Origin of the sequence: Sanguibacter sp. HDW7 (assembly GCF_011300875.1) — a bacterium.
Taxonomy (GTDB): Bacteria; Actinomycetota; Actinomycetes; order Actinomycetales; family Cellulomonadaceae; genus Flavimobilis.
In genome coordinates this window covers 3,177,055-3,191,304 of the sequence record NZ_CP049862.1, presented here as the reverse complement: position 1 = coordinate 3,191,304, position 14,250 = coordinate 3,177,055, and the positions used below count along the sequence as shown (strand labels likewise).

The following is a 14,250-nucleotide window of genomic DNA, read 5'->3' as shown; positions in this document are numbered from 1 at the left end:
TCGGCCACCCGTCCGCCGCCGGTCCGCCCGCTGGCTGGCCCGTCGGCCGGCCCGCCCGCCGGCCCGCCGGCCGCCCGGCCGCCCGTCCGCTGGCCCGCCTGTCCGCCTGCGCGCGGTTTTCAGTCGTGCACGCGGGATTGAACCCGCGTGCACGACTGAGAACCGCGTCTAGGCGGAACGCGCCGGGCCGAGACCGGGCCGAGACCGGGCCGCGGAACTCGCCTGCACATCAGTATTCACTCAGGGTATACACCGGGTGTACAGTCGTGGTCATGACGGTTCCCATGGCGCTCCTCGCCTTCCTCGACGCAGGCCCCACGCACGGCTTCGCGCTCAAGCGACGCTACGACGAGCTGCTCGGCCAGGGCCGCGAGCTCAAGTACGGCCAGGTGTACTCGACGCTCGCGCGCCTCGAGCGCGACGGCCTCGCCGGCGGCGTCGGCATCGAGCAGGGGGAGGGCGCCGACCGCAAGGTCTACGCCATCACCTCCGACGGCGCGGGCGAGCTCGACGCATGGCTCTCCACGCCCCACGTCCCGTCGGGCCGCCCGTCCGAGCTCTTCACCAAGGTCGTCCTCGCGCTCGTCGCGGGACGCTCCGCGGCCGACGTCCTCGACGGCCAGCGCGCCGCCTACCTCGCTCGCATGCGAGAGCTCACCGCCGCCCGACGCGCGGGCGACGTCGTCGATCGGCTCGCCGGTGACTACGAGATCGCGCACCTCGACGCCGACCTCCGCTGGATCGAGCTCGCCGGCGCACGCCTCGACCAGCTCGCCACGGAGGTCCGCGGCGGCGTTGCGGCCCACGACGCGCCCGAGCACGCCCGCCACGAGTCCGCCGCACCCACGACCCACCCGAACACCCCCCTCACCGAGGAGACCCGATGACCACCCCCGTCCTCAGCGGCACGCACCTCGCCAAGTCGTTCGGCCCGACGACCGCGCTCCTCGACGCGAGCCTGTCCGTCGCGCCGGGCGAGATCGTCGCCCTCATGGGCCCCTCGGGCTCGGGCAAGTCGACGCTCCTCCACCTGCTCGCAGGACTGCTGCGCCCTGACGCGGGGACGGTCGAGCTCGCGGGCCAGCGCATCGACGCGCTGTCCGAGCGGCGCCGCTCCGAGGTTCGTCTGCGCCAGCTCGGCTTCGTCTTCCAGCACGGCGAGCTCGTCCCCGAGCTCACGGTCGTCGAGAACGTCGAGCTGCCCCTGCGGCTCACGGGCACGAAGGCAGGGCCCGCCCGGGCCCGCGCGCTCGAGATGCTCGACCGGCTCGGCGTCGCCGCCGAGGCCAACCGTCGCCTCTCGGAGGTCTCGGGCGGGCAGGCGCAGCGCGCCGCGGTCGCCCGCGCGCTCGTCCACACGCCGCCCGTCGTCCTCGCCGACGAGCCGACGGGTGCCCTCGACACGGTGACGGGCGAGCTCGTCCTCGAGGCGTTCGTCGACGCGGCCCGCGACCAGGGCACGGCCGTCGTCCTCGTCACGCACGACCTCCGTGTCGCGTCGTACGCCGCCCGCGACATCCTCGTGCGCGACGGCCGCACGGTCGTGGGCGCGTCGCTCGAAGCTGCGCTGCGGTGAGCGCGCTCCTCAGGCTCTCATGGCGGCTCGCCCGGGCGGGCGGCTGGTTCCGCCTCGGCGCGACGGTGCTAGCCAACGTCATCGGCGGCATCACCGTCGTGCTCCTCGCGGCGCTGCCCGACGCCTTCTCCTCGCCGTACGCCAACACCGAGGACGAGCCCAGCGTGCTGCCCGTCCTCGTCGGCGCGACCTTCTTCCTCGTGCCCGTCGCCGTTCTCCTCCTCACCGTCGGACGCCTGTCCTCCGAGACGCGCGACCGACGCCTCGCATCGCTCCGCGTCCTCGGGCTCAGCCCCGCGCGCACGCGCCTCGTCGCCGTCGGCGAGAACGTCGGCGCGGCCCTCGTCGGCACGCTCCTCGGCGCGGGTGCCACGCTCGCGGTGCTGCCCGCGATCGGGCGCTGGGGCGTGTCCGAGGGCTGGCTCGTGGAGCCGCTCGTCGTGAGCGTCCCGACCGCCGTCGTCGGCGTTCTCGGCGTCGTCGCGCTCTCCGGCGTCCTCGCCGCGGCCGGGACGACGCGCCGCACCGGCGATCCGCGCGCGGCCCGCGCGATCTCCGCCCGACGCACCCCCGTGCCGTGGTCGCTCGTCCCGCTCGCCGCGGGCGCCGGCATGCTGCTCTATGTCGCTCACGGGGCCCCCGAGGGCGAGAACGTGCGCAACGAGACCGGATGGTTCCTCGCGGGCTCGCTCCTGTGCGCGGTCGCCGTCGCGTTCGTCCCGGCACTCTTGTCGTCGTGGGCAGCGGCGCTGCTCGCGCGTGCGCCCTGGACGTCGACGCGACTCGCGGCGCGCACGATCCAGACCGAGCCGCGCGGGGCCGCACGGCTCGTCGCGGGCGTCGGCGTCGTCATCCTCCTCGCCTCTGCTGCCCTCGGCGGGCTCGGCGCGGCGCTCTCGACGCCGGAGTTCCTCGACGCGCAGCGCAACGAGACGACGGGACCACGGCAGGACTGGATCCGGGGGGCCGGGGCCGCCCCCGGCGCTGCCGAGCGCGAGATCTGGAGCGAGAGCGAGGACCTGCGTCCCCTCACGGACGCCGAGGTCGCGCAGCTCGCCGCACTCCCGGGCGTGCGCTCCGTGCTCCGCGTCGCGAGGAGCACGGACCTCCTGTGCGACGACGGCACGTACTGCGGCGAGGTGTTCGTCGGGACGTGCGACCAGCTCGCCGCGATCGCCTCCGTCACGGGCTGCGACGACGCGCGGGTCAGCCGCATCGCCCTGAGCCGGACCACCGGCCTGGGTGCCGCGACAGGACCTGCGACCAGTCGCATCACCCTGCTCGGGGACCCGCCGGAAGGGAGCGGTGACGCCCTGCCGCCCGCTCTCGCCGAGGGAGTCGTCGACGTCCCCGAGGGCACTCCCCGCACGGACGTCGCGGTCGACGGACCCGACATCCTCCTCGACGTCGACGCACAGGAAGCGTCCTGGGTGTACGGGCCGGCCGCGAGCTTCTTCGTCCCCGAGTCGCTCGTCGCGGACGAGGTCGGCTGGCGGACCAGCGGGAGGATCGTCATCGACGGCGGGCGCGTCGTGGCCGAGAAGGTGCAGAGTGCCGCGTCCGCGCTCGGCGTCGCGATCGCGTTCTACCCGGACGACGACTACACCGCTGGTATGAAGGTGCGCGCGGCCGTCCTGTCCGGCATCGCGATCGTCGTCGGCATCGTCCTCGTCGGGTTCCTCCTCGCCGCCGTCGACCGCACGCGCGAGCGCCGTCGTGCCACCGGGCGGCTCGTCGCGACCGGCGTCCCACCGGGTGTCCTGCGACGGGCCCAGCTGTGGCAGGTCGGTCTGCCGCTCGCGCTCGCGGCGCTGCTCGGCGCGGGGTGCGGGCGGCTCCTCACGGACGCGTACCTGGCGATCGGCAACGCCGACGGCTTCGGTGGGGCCGAGGTGTACGCGCAGGACTGGCTCGTGGGCGGCCTCGTCGTCGCATGCGTGGGCGTCCTCGCCGTGGCCGTCGCCTCCGCACGGGTCCGCCTCACGCCTGACCTCCTCAGAGCCGAGTGATGACCGCACTCGTCCCGATCGCCTGGCGCCTCGCGCGCGCAGGCGGCCGCTACCGGCTCGCGGCGCAGGTCGGCGTGAACGTCCTCGGCGGGCTCGCCCTCGCGCTCGCGCTCGCCGTCCCGGGCGCCGTGCTGCCCACGGACGCGACGGACGCAGCCCGGGCGGGTCTCGCGGTCCTCCTCGCGGTCGTGCTCCTGCCGCTCGGCATCCTCCTCGTCATCGTCGGACGCCTGTCCGCCGCGACGCGCGACCGCCGCCTCGCGGCGCTGCGCGTGCTCGGCCTCGGGCCGTGGCGGACCCGGGCCGTCGGTGCCGCCGAGGCCGGGATGCTCGCGGGGGCCGGCGCGATCGTCGGCGCTGCTCTCGCGTCCGCGATCGCTCCGCTCGTGCCGACGGTGGTCGTGCCCGGCGGCTCGCTCACCGATCCGCTGCGTGTCTCCCCGCTCGGCGCGCTCGCGGTCGTCGTCGGGCTCGTCGTCCTGGCCGCGCTCGCGTCGACGGCTGGCACGTGGCGTCTCACGACGACGCCTCTCGCGCAGCGTTCGACGAGCACGCGCCGTCTGCCGCTGCCGTGGGCGCTCGCCCCGCTGGGTGCGGGTCTCCTGCTCACGGGCTGGGTCGCGCTCGGCATGCCCGGCACCGTGAAGACGATGGAGGACGGCTCGATCGTCGGCGGGATCGTGCGGCTCGGCGACGTGAGGACCTCGTCCGCCCCCGTCTCCCTCGCGGTCGGTGCGTGCATCCTCCTGCTCGCCGTCGGCGCCGCATACGTCCCGGCGCTCCTCACGGCGTGGAGCGCGGGCCTGCTCGTGCGCAGCGGCCGCACCGCCGCGGTGCTCGGGGGGCGCGGCGTGCAGACCGAGCCCACGTCCGTGTCGCGAGTCGTCGCGAGCGTCGGAGTCGTCGTGCTGCTCGCGACGTGCGCCGCCGGCTATCTCGGCACGCTCAACACCGACCCGCAGTACCGGCTCGAGAAGCTGGCCGTCGAGGGCGGGCCCGTCGCTCTGCTTGTCACCGGCGACTACATCGATCACGGCGAGGAGACGTTCCCGGACGACGTCGGGCACGAGCCGCCACGCCTCCGTGAGCGGGACGTCACCCAGGCGGACCTCGCGGCGCTCCGCGCTCTGCCCGACGTCCTCGCCGTCAACCCGATACTCACGCGGACGTTCGACGAGAGCGGCGACCACTACGGCGCGCCGTTCGTCGGGACGTGCGCCGAGCTCGCCCGCATCGTCGTCGTCGAGGGCTGCCGTGACGACGCCGCCGCACGGATCGTCGGACGCGGCCTCGAGCGCGACGCCACCGGCACCGTCGTCCTGCAGAGCGTCGTCGGCGGGTGGGACGTCGTCGACGTGCCTGTCTCGCTCGCGGACGAGCCCGTCAGGGCCGACGCCGACGCGACGACGGCGCTGTGGGGCGGCGTCCCCGCAGAGTTCGGAGCGATCACTCCGGCACCGTTCACGATCTTCGTGCCGACGGCGGTGCTCGGCGACGACGCCCCCACGGCGTGGGCAGCAACCGTCCACCTCGAGGGCGGGCCCGCCGCGTGGCAGCGGCTCACCGAGTCTGCGGCCGCGCTCGGCCTCGTGACGTGGCCAGTCGAGCGATCCGTGTACGACAGCGTCCGCCTGCAGCAGACGTGGCTGCTCGGTGGTGTTGCGTGGTTCGTCGGCCTCGCGGGTCTCGGGATCGTTCTCGCCGCGATCGACCGGCAGCGGGAGCGTCGTCGTACCGTCGGGCGCCTCGTCGCTGTCGGTGTGCCGCCGCGAACCCTCGTCGCCGCACAGGCGTGGCAGGTGCTCCTGCCGCTCGGCACGGCGGTCGTCGTCGCGGCCGTGACGGGCCTCACGCTCGTCGGTGCCGTCGCCTGGTCGCACCGTCTCGGGGTCTCGGACGGCGGCCTGCCCGTCCTGCTCGGGGTCGTCGTCGGCGTGAGCGTGCTCGTCGCGCTGCTCACGCTGCCCGCGGCGACGACGCGCCTCACCCCGGAGCTCCTCCGCGAGGAGTGAGGAACGGGCGGGGCCGCGGCGACGCTGGGGGACGGCGCGGCCCCGCGGCGACGCTGGGGGACGGCGCGGCCCCGCCGATGGCCCGACGCGCTGGCGATAGGGTCGGCGGGTGGGGTTCAGGGAGCGTGCTCGGGCGTGGCGGCGGTGGGTCGACCCGCTCACGGCGTCGATCCTCGGGCTGCTCGCCCTCGGGCTGCTCCTGCCCGCACGCGGCGCGGTCGGCGACGTGCTCGACGGCGTCCGCGACGGAGCCGTCGTCCTGCTCTTCCTGCTCTACGGCGCGCGCATGCCGTCGGGCGAGCTGCTGCGTGCGATGCGTCGCATCCGCGTCCAGGGCTCGATGCTCGCCGCGACGTTCCTCGTCTTCCCGGTGCTCGGTCTCGCGGTGCAGCTCGTGCCCGACGCCGTCCTGCCGCCCGAGGTGCGGCGCGGGCTGCTCTACCTGTCGATCCTGCCGTCGACGGTCCAGTCGTCCGTCGTCCTCACGGGTGAGGCGCGCGGTGACGTGCCTGCTGCCCTCACGGGAGCGACCGTCTCGAACGTCCTCGGCGTCCTTGCCACGCCCGTCCTCGCGATCGCGCTGCTCGGCGCGGGCGGCACGGGCGGCGCCGGGTCCGTGCTGCTGCCGGCGCTCGGGATGCTGCTCGCGCCCTTCGTCGTCGGGCAGCTCCTGCAGCCCTTCGTCGGCGCGTGGCTGCGCGCGCACCCGCGGCTCACGCGCGTGACGGACCGCGTGACGATCCTCCTCGTCGTCTACACGTCGGTGTCCGAGGCCTCGACGTCGGGCGCGTGGGACGACGTCACGCCGCTCGTCCTCGCGGCGCTGCTCGGCGTGTGCGCGGTGCTGCTCGCGATCATGCTCAGCCTCACGTGGTGGGGCGGCGGGCGCCTCGGGCTCACGCGGCCCGAGCGGATCGCGCTGCTCATGTGCGGCTCGAAGAAGTCGGCCGCGACGGGCCTGCCCATGTCGACGGTGCTCTTCGCGCCCGCGGTCGCGGCGGGCCTCGCGCTGCCGGTCATCGCGTACCACCAGCTGCAGCTCACGGTCTGCGCGCTCCTCGCGCGCCGGCTGGCGCGGGGCGTGGCGGCGAGCGCGGAAGGCGGAGGATCGTGACCCGCGCACGGCGAGAGGCAAGGCGGTGAGGCCGGTCAGGATCGTGCGGTCCTTCGCTGAGGTTCGCGGTGCGTACTACGCATACGGCCCGTATGGCGGCGCCTTTGGTCTGGTCTCCGGAGCAGCTCGAGCGGACGACGTCCTCGTGGTGCTTGTGGGCATCTTCATCGCGATCGGCTTCTTCGCGTACCAGGCCTACGTCATGCGGAACGAGCCTCGCGGCGACGAAGGCCTGTTGTGGGCGGAGGCGCACCTCACCGCAGGGGCGCCCGGGTGGCGCCCGTGGCCCGAACCGTCACCGGCGCGAGCGCGCCGGACCTGCGTCCTGGCTGTCGGTGTCGTCACCTCACGGTGGCGTCCTCGGCGGTATGCGCTCGTCGCGAGCACCGGGAGCGAGGCGATCGAGGTGCGGATGGCGACGCCGCGCGGGGATCGTGTCTGGTGCAAGCCGCTTCCCGACGCCACTGTCGCTGCCGCCTACCTGGAGGCACGCGGTGCGCGCCGTCTCGCGGACGACGCGGTCGGCGGACGCATCGCTCACGACGTGTACGGCGTGCGTGAGGGCCGGCTCCCCGACCTCGCCGATCCAGGAGCGCCCTGACCCGCACCGGTGGTCACTCACGACGGCTCACCGTGACTGACGACGTTGTCGAGAGTCGCATGCGCTCCTCGGGTGCGTCCCTCCACCGACGAGCCTGTGGTCGTGGGTGAACCAGCTCGGTCGGCTGCGTGCCTCGAGAATGCTGAGACGCCGGAGGTCAAGGCGCTGCGCAAGGCGATCGCCGGGGGCCTCGACCTCTTCCTGCGGCGGCTCGCCGACTCACAGGAATGCCCCACCGCGCCGATCGTCGTCCTTGCCGACCTCAACTCGGACAACGGCCCTCACCCCGAGGGCGCCCACGAGCCCGTCGTCGCGAGGGGCTACGCGTCACGCCGGGCGCGGCGTCGCGCGAAGCGTGAGCAGCGCCGTGAGGGCGATCGCGAGCACCGCGCAGAGCACCCCGAGGGTCCCGAAGCTCCACGTGCTCATGACGAGGCCCGACGCCATGCCCGCGCCCGCGCCGCCGATCGACACGAGGACGTCGACCGACCCCTGCGTCCGCGCCCGCTGCGCGAGCGGGACGGCGTCGGTGAGCGCGGTGGTCCCCGAGACGAGGCCGAGGCTCCAGCCGAGACCGAGCAGGATGAGCGCGAGCGCCACGAGCGGCAGCGACGTCGGCGGCGCGAACGCCGCGGTGAGCGCGGCCCCGACGAGCGTGAGCGCCGCGAGCCGTGCGACCGCACGAGCCCCGAAGCGGTCGACGAGCCGCCCCGAGAGCGGCGCCGGCAGGTACATCGCCGCGATGTGCAGACCGATGACGAGGCCTGTCGCGCCGAGCCCGTGCCCGTGATGCTTCATGTGGACGGGGGTCATCGTCATGACCGCCGCCATGATGATCTGTGTCGTCACCATGACGACCGCGCCGAGTCGCACGCCGGACCGGTCGTCGGCGTGGGTTGCGAGCCCGGTCGGGGCTGGTGCGTCGGGCACCTGCGCTGCTGAGCGGTCGGGCACGACGTCCGACGCAGACGCGCCACCGTCGGACGGTGGCGCGGCCGCGGCTGCGAGCTCCGTCGTCGCGAGGTGCCGCGCGAGCACGAGCGGGTCCGGCCGCAGCGCGGTCGCGAGGACGAGCGCGGCCGCCGCGTACGCGAGCGCCGCGAGCAGGAACGGTCCCGTGAGCGCGGGCAGGCCGAACGACTCCGCGACGACACCGGTCGGCTCGACGAGGTTGGGGCCCGCGACCGCGCCGAGCGTCGTCGCGACGAGCACGGTCGAGATCGACGACGCGCGCCGGTGCGGCTCGGCGAGGTCAGCACCCGCGTACCGGGCCTGGAGGTTCGTCGCCGAGCCCGCGCCGTAGACGAAGAGCGACACGAAGAGCAACGGCGCGTTCTCGACCGACGCCGCGACGACCGTCCCGACCGCGCCCACCGCGCCGCCGAGGTAGCCCGCCGCGAGCCCGGGACGTCGTCCCGACCGCTGCGAGACGCGGCCGATGAGCACCGCCGCGAGCGCAGACCCGGCCGCGAAGAGGGCGGTGGGCAGCCCCGCGAGGGCCGTCGTGCCGAGGATGTCCTCCGCGAGGATCGCACCGACCGTGATACCTGCGGCGAGCCCCGCGCCCGAGAGGATCTGGGCGCAGACGAGGACGGTGAGCGCGCGCTTCTGGGCGGCCTCGCGCGTGAGGGTGAGCATCGGGCAAGCGTCGCATGCCGCGCCGCCCTGCAGTGAGCGGCCCCGGCGTGGCGTGCGTCGCGCGAGGATGGGGGCATGAGCCCCGACGTCGCGCCCGACGCCGCAGCTCCCGCCGACCTCACGGCCGCCGCGCGCCTGTGGCGCGCGTATCTCGACGCGTCGGGCGACCCCGACGGGCCGTGGACCGTCGACCGCTTCGCCGTGACGGCCGCGTACGCGACCGAGATCGCCGCGTGGGTCCGCACGCGGGGCAAGCGCACGACGTGCGACCTCGTCACCTCCTACCTCGCGGGCCGGGGCCACGTCCCCGAGGTCGGGGACCGCTGGGTGCTCGTCGACGGTGACGGCGCGCCCGTGCACGTCCTGCGGACGACGCACGTCCGGGTGGGCGTGCTCGACGACGGCGACGAGGCGTTCGCGCTCGCGGAGGGCGACGGGTCCTACGACGCGTGGCGCGCCGCGCACCTCGACTACCTCGGGGAGCTGTGCGTGGGCCGGGGCGAGGTCTTCGACCCGGCCGCGACGCCCGTCGTCCTCGAGACCTTCGAGGTGCTCGCGTCCGCGCCTGAGCAGGAACCAGTGCCGGGGCAGGAGACAGGGCCGGGGCGCGTCGGCTGAACGTCAGTCCGCGAGCTCGGGCCTCGTCGTGAGGTCGATCGACTCCCACACCTCGTACGGCAGGGTCGCGAGGCCGCGCACGAGGTCGAGGCGCACGGCGTCCTCCTCGTCGACCGTCCAGCAGTCGCGTTCGACGACGAAGCCGATCTCGACGTAGAGGCGCCGCCCGAGCTTCGTCGCGCGGACGGTCGGCTCGGGCAGGCCGTGGGCCTCGCGCACCCGAACGACGACGTCGTCGATGTGGGCGCGCACGTCGGGCGCGGGCGCCCCTTCGAGCAGCTCGTGCGTGCCGGCGCGCACGAGCCCGAGCGCGTCGCGCACGACGACGGCGACGGCGATGAGCACGAGCGCCGGGTCGACGTAGCGCGCCGCCGTCGTGAGGTCGAGCGCCACGAGCCCCAGTGCGACGAGGCCGCCCGCCGCGACGACGAGGCTGAGGACCGCGCCCGCGCGCCACGAGACGATCTCGACCTCGACGAGGTCGGAGCCGCCCCCCATCCGGCGGAGCACGCGTCCGACGACGATCGCCGCGACCCACGACGCGACGCCGTACACGAGGACGGTCGCGCCGCCCGCCTCGGATCCGCCGGCGACGATCGTGCCGACGGCCTCGACCGCGCCGTAGAGGAGGGTCGCGAGGAGCGCCGCGCCCTGCATCGCGACCGTGAGGGGCGTGAGGGCGTGCTTCCCGAACGGGAAGCGGCGCGACGGTCGCGACCACGCGGCGCGCGACGCGAGCATCGACGCGGCCGTGAGCGCGAGCCCCGCGATCATGTAGACGCCGTCGAAGACGATCACCTGCGCGCCCGCGAGCAGGCCCCAGACCAGCGCGGCGACGCCGATGGCCGCCGACGTGGCGAGGGAGGTGCGCAGGGCGCGGGTCTCACGCGCGAGCGCGCGTGCCGCGTCGGCCGGGACCTCGCCGGACGGGGTGCCTCCGGTCGTCACGGGGCGGGAGTCGTCGTCCTCCATGGGACGACGGTAGCGCTGCGGCGAGCCTGCGGGTGCTGATCGGCGCCCTGCGGCGCGTAGCATCGGGCGTCATGAGGTTCCGCCGCCTGCTCGCCCGCGCCATCTTCGCGATGGGTCGCTACGACCACCGGTCCACGGTCCGCCCGACGGACGGCGTCGGCGTGCTCGTCGGCGCGCCGCACACGTCGAACTGGGACTTCATCCTCATGCTCGCGCTCGCGTGGGACCTCGGGATCTCGGTGAAGTACTTCGGCAAGAAGTCGCTGTTCACGCCGCCGTTCGGCTGGTTCATGCGGGCGCTCGGCGGGATCCCCGTCGATCGCGCGAACCCGGCCGGGCTCGTCGACGCCGTCGTCGCTCGCCTCGAGGCGGGGGAGAGGTTCTACCTCGTCGTCACGCCCGAGGGGACGCGCGGCAAGGGCAGCTACTGGAAGTCCGGCTTCCTGCGGATCGCGACGGCCACGGGCCTGTCGATCACGCTCGGCTACGTCGACAACCCGACGCGCACGACGGGTCTCGGCCTGACGTTCGTGCCGACGGGTGACGTGCGCGCGGACATGGACGTCGTGCGTGCGTTCTACGCGGACAAGCACGGCGTGCGGCCCGCGCTGCGCACGGAGCCGCGCCTGCGCGAGGAGGACACGCTCGATGCCGCGGACGCGGAGCGTGCGGCGGCGGGCTCGGCGACCGACGGTGGTGCGACGACGTCCGGCAGCGACGCGTCGGGCTCGACCTCCGCGGGCACGACGCCCGACGCGTGAGCGTCGTCCCGGGGCGCGTGCGGCTCGCGCGTCCGCAGGACGCGGCCGCGATCGCGGACGTCCACGTCCGCGCGTGGCGCGAGACGTACCCGGGCATGCTGTCCGACGAGCTGCTCGCGAGCCTGTCCGTCCCCGCGCACGAGCGCATGTGGACGGCGATCCTCGGCGGGACGGACGCACCGGGCGCGCACGTCGCGGAGCGGGCCGACGGCACGCTCGTCGGGTTCGTGCTCGCGTGCACGCCGCACGAGGACGACGCGCCGCGGGATGTCGAGCTCGGCATGCTCTACCTGCTCGACGAGGCCAAGGGCAGCGGGCTCGCGGACCTGCTCGTCGAGGCGGCCCTGGGTGACCGGCCGGCGTTCCTGTGGACGGCGGACCTCAACCACCGGGCGCTCGCGTTCTACGCGCGGCACGGGTTCCGGCGCGACGGTGCGAGCAAGCGGATCGAGCGCTGGGACGACATCCTCGACGTCCGCCTGGTCCGCTGACCCGCACGCCCCCGGCCCTGCCCTGCCCTGCCCCCGTCCGGCCCCTGCCCTGGCCCCTGCCCCGCCCTCTACTCTCCCGACGGATTGACGGCTTCCGACCGTTCAATGGTCGGAAGCCGTCAATCCGTCGAGGAGGGCGTCAGACGGGGGACGTCGTGTCCGTGAGGGCGACCGTCGCGCCGGCCGCCGTGAGCGCGTCGGCGAGCCGACGGGCCTGGGCCTGGGTGTAGACGCGGGGGAGCGCCGCGGGGAAGCAGAGGTCGAGGCGCTGCGCGGACGTGAGCCCTGCGTGCTTCTCGAGCGCGTGACGTGCGGGGCCGCTGAGCGCGCCACGGGGCGCGCCGCCGTCGAGCACGTGGACCGTCGCGAGGGCGACGCGGAGCGGGACGTGCGCGGGACGACGGACCCGGGCCGTGGTGCGGACCGGGCCGGCCGTGCGCGCTGCGGAGGTCGTCGTGGTGAACATGAGAACTAGAGTGCTCCCACGTCAAGAAAAGGTCAAGTATTGACTGTGCGTGAGTCACGTCACGTCGCGTCCAGGTCACGACGGGCGGGCTCAGCCCGCCTCGGCACCCCACACGAACGTCCCGCCCCCGGCACGCACCGGGTGCACCGCGACGACCCACGCCGGGTCGAGCGGCCCGTACACGTGCGGGAACAGCTCGCCCGTCCCGCCGTCCTCGAGCCGCACGTCCGCGCCCGACGCTGCGACGAGCGCGTCGTCGAGCTCGAGGACGACGAGCTCGCCCGCGCCGCCGTCGGCATAGATGAAGGTCCCGACGCGCCCCACCTGGTCGCGCAGCGAGCAGTGGACGAACCCGACGTCCGCGAGCGATGCGCCCCGCGTCGAGCGCTCGTACGCGCCCGACACCTGCGCGGCCTGCCAGTCAGGGACCTCGGCGATGTGGAAGAGCGGCATGCGGCCACCCTACCGACGGCCGGGCACGCGCCAGCGACCCCGTACGATCCTCGCGTGGAGGCCAGGACGTGGGCGTGGGTCGCCGCCGGCGTCGCCGGCGTGACGCTGCTCGTGCGGCCCGAGTCGATGCGTGTCGCACCCGTCGCGGTGACGGGTGGGGCGGACGACGTCGTCGGCGACCACGGCCGGGTGCTGTCGGCCGTGTTCTACGGGAGAACGTCGAGTACGAGATCGAGACCGAGTACGGCACGGTCGTCGTCGTGCCCGACCCGAGCGTCGGCGAGATCCTCGCCGAAGGCGCTGCTGTGACGCTCGACCTCACCGTGTCGCGGGCCTGGCTGCTGCCGACGGGGGAGTGAGCCGGGCGCTCGTCCCCGGCCCGGGCACAGGGTGGCCCGGGCCGGGCCGGCAGGTGCTGGGACTCCGCGCCCGGATGCGACGGCGGGACGGACGTGCCTACGGTGGAGGTGCCCACAAGCACCACCGATCAAGGAGGAACCATGGGTATCGACGACAAGATCAAGAATGCTGCTCAGGGAGTCGAGGGCGACATCAAGGCAGCGGCTGGTCGCGCCACGGGCGACGAGAAGCTCGAGGCCGAGGGCCGCAAGGAACAGATCGTCTCCGACCTCAAGCAGGCGGGCGAGAAGGTCAAGGACGCGTTCCGTCGCGACTGATCCGCCCGACGGGGCCGGGTGCGGGGCTCACGCCCCGCACCCTCCACGCAGGACGCGCCCCGACGCTCCACGTGAGGAGAGCACCGATGGACCGACGCACCGAGGACGACACCGAACCTGGTGAGGAGCAGCGCGAGCCTGAGCCGAAGGGCGGCCGGCCCGCGCACGGACGCCCCGCGGACTCTACGGACGCGGTCATGGCACCGGCCGGCAGCGCGGGCACGGGTCCGGACGAGTCCGATCACCACAACGTCTCCGACAGCGACGCCTCCGAGGAGGAGCGCTTCGACGCGGGGTAGTCCCACACCCGCCCGGGGCGAGGCCCCGCCGGCCTTCCCGCGCACCACCCTCGACCCTTCTGCCCCCGCCGGGGCCAGAAGGGTCGCGGCGTACCCTGGGGGCGTGCCTCCCACCACCGTCCTCACGATCGCCGCCGTGTGCTTCCGCAACTCCGCCGGTGAGATCCTCACCGTCCGCAAGCGCGGAACCAGCAAGTTCATGCTCGTCGGGGGAAAGCTCGAGCCAGGAGAGGCGGCGTCCGCCGCTGCGGTCCGCGAGGTGCGCGAAGAGGTCGGCCTCGTCCTGAGCGCCGAGGTCCTCGAGCTGCTCGACACGTTCGACTCGGACGCCGCGAACGAGACCGACACGCGCATCGACTCGACCGTGTTCCTCGCACCGCTGCCCGCGGGAGCGGTGCCGGTCGCAGCGGCGGAGATCGCCGAGCTCGCATGGCTCGACCCGGCGACCGCGCCCGGCCGCGAGGACCTCGCGCCGCTGCTGCGCGACCACGTGGTGCCGCGGCTCGTCTGAGTCGCGCCGTGTCCCGGCGCGTGCCCGCCGTTCCTGCCGGGACGCGAGGGCA

Annotated in this window: 16 protein-coding genes; 12 read left to right on the top strand and 4 right to left on the bottom strand. The window is 74.6% G+C overall.

The annotated features are described in order from the left end of the window. Positions 1 to 272 precede the first annotated feature (272 nt). The 6 genes from G7063_RS14365 (at position 273) to G7063_RS14340 (ending at position 7,312) form a co-directional block, all read left to right on the top strand. A complete protein-coding gene (locus G7063_RS14365) occupies positions 273 to 887 on the top strand; it encodes a PadR family transcriptional regulator (RefSeq protein WP_166414999.1) in 615 nt (204 codons plus the stop codon). Continuing rightward, positions 884 to 1,576, top strand: coding sequence for an ABC transporter ATP-binding protein (locus tag G7063_RS14360; RefSeq protein ID WP_166414998.1), 693 nt, complete (start codon positions 884 to 886; stop codon positions 1,574 to 1,576). The genes G7063_RS14365 and G7063_RS14360 overlap by 4 nt, the downstream gene beginning before the upstream one ends. Beyond that, entirely contained in the window at positions 1,573 to 3,585 is a 2,013-nt protein-coding gene (locus G7063_RS14355; RefSeq protein WP_166414997.1) for an ABC transporter permease, read from the top strand. The genes G7063_RS14360 and G7063_RS14355 overlap by 4 nt, the downstream gene beginning before the upstream one ends. Next, entirely contained in the window at positions 3,585 to 5,597 is a 2,013-nt protein-coding gene (locus G7063_RS14350) for an FtsX-like permease family protein (protein ID WP_166414996.1), read from the top strand. The genes G7063_RS14355 and G7063_RS14350 overlap by 1 nt, the downstream gene beginning before the upstream one ends. 109 nt (positions 5,598 to 5,706) lie before the next feature. Beyond that, positions 5,707 to 6,711, top strand: coding sequence for a bile acid:sodium symporter family protein (locus G7063_RS14345; RefSeq protein ID WP_166414995.1), 1,005 nt, complete (start codon positions 5,707 to 5,709; stop codon positions 6,709 to 6,711). A 145-nt stretch (positions 6,712 to 6,856) separates the two neighbouring features. Next, positions 6,857 to 7,312 carry a hypothetical protein gene (locus G7063_RS14340; protein WP_166414994.1) on the top strand — a complete coding sequence of 152 codons (456 nt, stop codon included), beginning with the start codon at positions 6,857 to 6,859 and terminating at the stop codon, positions 7,310 to 7,312. Between the two features lie 327 nt (positions 7,313 to 7,639). Here the strand turns inward: G7063_RS14340 and G7063_RS14335 are convergent, their stop codons facing one another. Continuing rightward, the gene (locus G7063_RS14335; protein ID WP_166414993.1) at positions 7,640 to 8,950 is read right to left on the bottom strand and encodes an MFS transporter; all 1,311 of its coding nucleotides are present in this window, start codon (positions 8,948 to 8,950) and stop codon (positions 7,640 to 7,642) included. Positions 8,951 to 9,025: 75 nt separating this feature from the next. Here G7063_RS14335 and G7063_RS14330 point away from each other — a divergent pair, with 75 nt between their 5' ends. Beyond that, entirely contained in the window at positions 9,026 to 9,568 is a 543-nt protein-coding gene (locus G7063_RS14330) for an ASCH domain-containing protein (RefSeq protein ID WP_166414992.1), read from the top strand. Positions 9,569 to 9,571: 3 nt separating this feature from the next. On the opposite strand, the gene G7063_RS14325 is transcribed toward G7063_RS14330, so the two are convergent. After that, positions 9,572 to 10,540 (bottom strand): cation transporter, encoded by a 969-nt coding sequence (locus G7063_RS14325; RefSeq protein ID WP_166414991.1) that lies wholly within the window; start codon positions 10,538 to 10,540, stop codon positions 9,572 to 9,574. 71 nt (positions 10,541 to 10,611) lie between these two features. On the opposite strand from G7063_RS14325, the gene G7063_RS14320 reads away from it, so the two are divergent. Then, positions 10,612 to 11,301 carry a 1-acyl-sn-glycerol-3-phosphate acyltransferase gene (locus G7063_RS14320; RefSeq protein WP_166414990.1) on the top strand — a complete coding sequence of 230 codons (690 nt, stop codon included), beginning with the start codon at positions 10,612 to 10,614 and terminating at the stop codon, positions 11,299 to 11,301. Beyond that, a complete protein-coding gene (locus tag G7063_RS14315; RefSeq protein ID WP_240916118.1) occupies positions 11,298 to 11,792 on the top strand; it encodes a GNAT family N-acetyltransferase in 495 nt (164 codons plus the stop codon). Before G7063_RS14320 ends, G7063_RS14315 begins: the two co-directional genes overlap by 4 nt. A 139-nt stretch (positions 11,793 to 11,931) precedes the next feature. Here the strand turns inward: G7063_RS14315 and G7063_RS14310 are convergent, their stop codons facing one another. Next, positions 11,932 to 12,258, bottom strand: a complete 327-nt coding sequence (locus G7063_RS14310) for a hypothetical protein (protein ID WP_166414989.1) — start codon at positions 12,256 to 12,258, stop codon at positions 11,932 to 11,934. Between the two features lie 90 nt (positions 12,259 to 12,348). Further along, complete coding sequence (locus G7063_RS14305) at positions 12,349 to 12,711, bottom strand: DUF952 domain-containing protein (RefSeq protein ID WP_166414988.1); 363 nt, start codon at positions 12,709 to 12,711, stop codon at positions 12,349 to 12,351. Positions 12,712 to 13,211: 500 nt separating this feature from the next. On the opposite strand from G7063_RS14305, the gene G7063_RS14300 reads away from it, so the two are divergent. The 3 genes from G7063_RS14300 (at position 13,212) to G7063_RS14290 (ending at position 14,198) form a co-directional block, all read left to right on the top strand. Then, positions 13,212 to 13,388 carry a CsbD family protein gene (locus G7063_RS14300; RefSeq protein ID WP_166414987.1) on the top strand — a complete coding sequence of 59 codons (177 nt, stop codon included), beginning with the start codon at positions 13,212 to 13,214 and terminating at the stop codon, positions 13,386 to 13,388. A gap of 86 nt (positions 13,389 to 13,474) precedes the next feature. Continuing rightward, positions 13,475 to 13,687, top strand: a complete 213-nt coding sequence (locus G7063_RS14295) for a hypothetical protein (protein ID WP_166414986.1) — start codon at positions 13,475 to 13,477, stop codon at positions 13,685 to 13,687. A gap of 103 nt (positions 13,688 to 13,790) precedes the next feature. Further along, on the top strand, positions 13,791 to 14,198 hold the full coding sequence (locus G7063_RS14290) for an NUDIX domain-containing protein (protein WP_206188164.1): 408 nt from the start codon (positions 13,791 to 13,793) through the stop codon (positions 14,196 to 14,198). Positions 14,199 to 14,250 lie beyond the last annotated feature (52 nt).

Coding starts and splice junctions, on each gene's coding strand:
- G7063_RS14365 (WP_166414999.1), top strand. CDS start 273: ATGACGGTTCCCATGGCGCTCCTCGCCTTCCTCGACGCAGGCCCCACG.
- G7063_RS14360 (WP_166414998.1), top strand. CDS start 884: ATGACCACCCCCGTCCTCAGCGGCACGCACCTCGCCAAGTCGTTCGGC.
- G7063_RS14350 (WP_166414996.1), top strand. CDS start 3,585: ATGACCGCACTCGTCCCGATCGCCTGGCGCCTCGCGCGCGCAGGCGGC.
- G7063_RS14335 (WP_166414993.1), bottom strand. CDS start 8,950: ATGCTCACCCTCACGCGCGAGGCCGCCCAGAAGCGCGCGCTCACCGTC.
- G7063_RS14330 (WP_166414992.1), top strand. CDS start 9,026: ATGAGCCCCGACGTCGCGCCCGACGCCGCAGCTCCCGCCGACCTCACG.
- G7063_RS14325 (WP_166414991.1), bottom strand. CDS start 10,540: ATGGAGGACGACGACTCCCGCCCCGTGACGACCGGAGGCACCCCGTCC.
- G7063_RS14320 (WP_166414990.1), top strand. CDS start 10,612: ATGAGGTTCCGCCGCCTGCTCGCCCGCGCCATCTTCGCGATGGGTCGC.
- G7063_RS14310 (WP_166414989.1), bottom strand. CDS start 12,258: ATGTTCACCACGACGACCTCCGCAGCGCGCACGGCCGGCCCGGTCCGC.
- G7063_RS14305 (WP_166414988.1), bottom strand. CDS start 12,711: ATGCCGCTCTTCCACATCGCCGAGGTCCCTGACTGGCAGGCCGCGCAG.
- G7063_RS14300 (WP_166414987.1), top strand. CDS start 13,212: ATGGGTATCGACGACAAGATCAAGAATGCTGCTCAGGGAGTCGAGGGC.
- G7063_RS14295 (WP_166414986.1), top strand. CDS start 13,475: ATGGACCGACGCACCGAGGACGACACCGAACCTGGTGAGGAGCAGCGC.